The organism is Photobacterium alginatilyticum, from assembly GCF_009910675.1.
In the GTDB taxonomy this organism is placed as follows: Bacteria; Pseudomonadota; Gammaproteobacteria; order Enterobacterales; family Vibrionaceae; genus Photobacterium; species Photobacterium alginatilyticum.
In genome coordinates, this window is sequence record NZ_RSEJ01000078.1 from 1 (window position 1) to 2,679 (window position 2,679).

Annotated in this window: 2 protein-coding genes; both read left to right on the top strand. The window is 41.5% G+C overall.

Annotated features, from left to right (window positions below; translation table 11 throughout):
* Positions 1–650: 650 nt before the first annotated feature.
* Positions 651–998 (top strand): hypothetical protein, encoded by a 348-nt coding sequence (locus EIZ48_RS27875; protein ID WP_160658624.1) that lies wholly within the window; start codon positions 651–653, stop codon positions 996–998.
* Between the two features lie 769 nt (positions 999–1,767).
* Positions 1,768–2,445: a Cthe_2314 family HEPN domain-containing protein gene (locus EIZ48_RS27880; RefSeq protein WP_160658626.1), complete on the top strand. Its 678-nt coding sequence runs from the start codon at positions 1,768–1,770 to the stop codon at positions 2,443–2,445.
* Positions 2,446–2,679 lie beyond the last annotated feature (234 nt).

Below are 2,679 nucleotides of genomic sequence, written 5' to 3' on the forward strand. Positions count from 1 at the left end.
TATGCTGAGAGTTCGCCGGCCAAGTAGGACGGTCACAAGTGGAAATGCCTAACAAAGCAATCAAGGTGACCCGTTTGACTCGGCAGTTTTGGTTCGAAGTTTGGCGTGCTTTGTTAGTTCAGTGCGGGGCACCTTATTGCAGACGTTAGGCATGGTAAAAGCCTGCTTTTGGATCTGGTCGTAACTACATCGCTCAAGAACGGGAAATCTTTGGCCATTCGTCCATCGTAAGGCTGTCCTTAAAGATCTGGGAAATGCAGGTTGCTACGTTTTTTGCTGCCTCAGGCGGTGGTAATAAACGTTCCTAGTTTCCTCGATGCATTGTTGTGAAAGGCTTGTCGTAAACTCAACCCATCAGTCCAGTGATGCAGCCTTGATTAGGATCTCATCAGGATGTCATGTAAATGCATCTGGCCTTAAGGTGCTGATAGTATTAGTGTTACTTGAGATTTAGTGCATGCTGTATCCCATGGTTGGCAGCGGACTGCGTTGAGAGTTCGACGGCCAAGTAGGAATTTTACATGTGGAAATGCCTAACAAAGCAATCAAGGTGACCCATTACACTCGGCAGTTTTGGTATGAAGTTCGATGCGCTTTGCTGGTTTTGCGAGGGGCACCTTATYGCAGRCGTTATGCGTTAAGGAGGTTAAATGAGGCGGTTAGTTGATCTAGAAAATACGCTAAGAAATGCTGAATTGTTAAGTGTTGTATTTAAGTATGAGCGATATACGAAAAATATTAAACAAGAAAGCAGTGTGGAAATTAGCCTAGTTAAATTTGAGAAGCAGGTGATTAATCTTCGGTTGACTGGTGTTCAGAAAGTTGATCTGTGTGATGATTACATGTGTAGTTCAATTTCTCACGTCAAAGCTATTGAGGATGGAAATACTATATCAATTAGTCTTGATCCTTATAAGGAAGATATTGATTATATAGATGAAAGAGATAACTTCATATTTTCATTTACAGAATACCAACTTGTTGAAGAAGGCTTGTGAAAACTAAAACCCTCAAAGTTTTGGCTTGTTTGCCTTTTAGCGATCAGCCCTAAAAATTAATTAATAATTTCATAGTTTACTATTCGGTATATTTTGATTCCAAAGTTGTGAACTTTTGATTTAAGTTTTTAATAGTCATGTTGGTACTGATGACGTAGTATCGCATAACAAGGCAATCAAGGTGACCCGTTACACTCGGCGGTTTTGGTATAGAGTTCGGCGTGCTTTGTTAGTTTGGTGTGGGGCACCTTATTGCAGGCGTTAGGCATGGGAAAAGCCAGCTTTTGGATCTGGTCGTAACCACGTCGCCCAAGAACGGGAACTCTATGGCCATTCGTTCATCGTAGGGCTGTCCTTATAGTTCCGGGAAATGCAGGTTGTTCCGTTCTTTGCTGTCTCAGACGACGGCAATAAACGTTCCTAGTTTCCTCGTTGCACTGCAGTGAAAGGCTTGTCATTTACTCATCCCATCAGTCTAGTGATGCAGCCTCGATTAGCATCTCATCAGGATGTCATGTAAATGTATCTGGCTTTAAGATGCTGATAGTATTAGTGTTGCTTGAGATTTAGTGCATGCTGTATCCCATGGTTGGCAGCGGACTGCGCTGAGAGTTCGGCGGCCAGGTAGGGGGGTGACAAGTGGAAATGCCTAACAAAGCAATCAAGGTGACCCGTTACACTCGGCAGTTTTGGTATGAAGTTCAGTGTGCTTTGTCGGTTTAGTGTGGGGCACCTTATTGCAAGCGTTATGTTTCAAAGGACGTTTATCATGTTGATTAGTAACGATTCATTCTCATCTTTAAAAGTTTGTTACGCTAAAGCCGTAATAAAAGGGTTACGAGAAACACAAGGGGAGAAGCAATCATACACAGAGTATGAGAAATATAGCTTCGATGTCATGAAGCGAGTTATTGAAGTCGATGCTGCCTTGGACGGTTTGAATATTGGTTTACATTATTTAGAACATGAGGACTTAGACCTTCCTGTTTTTCGATTTTCAAAAGTATGTGTTTATCATGTTGAGAACATTATTTCGCGATTAACAACGGTTGAAGAAAGAATGAAACTTCTTGTCTCGACCTCTTTGCTAAAGAACAATATAAGGGTGGCTTCGTTTAAAGGGAAGATACAGTTTGATAACTTAATCGATGATTTTCCAGTAATTAAGGAAAAGATGGGTGAGTTATCAACGATTGTATCAAAGTATAAAACGCTTCGAAATGAAATATCTCATGAGTCATCATTTACAACAAGTAATGTAATCGTAGCCTCAACATTAGAAGATACTGATATTGAAATTCCCATCGAACACTCTGAGATTAAAAGCGAAATAATATCGTCAACTGTTTCCGAATTTTCAGAATTAATCGTTGAGCTTGATATAAGTATTGAGGCAGTAGTTTGCGCATTGTCCGAAATATATGCTGACTTAATAATTGAAACATAACAAGGCAATCAAGGTGACCCTTTACACTCGGCGGTTTTGGTATGAAGTTCAGTGTGCTTTGTTAGTTCAGTGCGGGGCACCTTATTGCAGGCGTTAGGCATGGGAAAAGCCTGCTTTTTGATCTGGTCGTAACCGCATCGCCCAAGAACGGGAAATCTTAGGCCACTCGTTCACCGTAGGGCTGTCCTTAACGTTCGGGGAAATGCAGGTTGTTCCGTTCTTTGTTGCCTCTGA

Excerpts from the sequence above, each read along its gene's own strand:
- EIZ48_RS27875 (WP_160658624.1), top strand. The coding sequence starts at position 651 with ATGAGGCGGTTAGTTGATCTAGAAAATACGCTAAGAAATGCTGAATTG.
- EIZ48_RS27880 (WP_160658626.1), top strand. The coding sequence starts at position 1,768 with ATGTTGATTAGTAACGATTCATTCTCATCTTTAAAAGTTTGTTACGCT.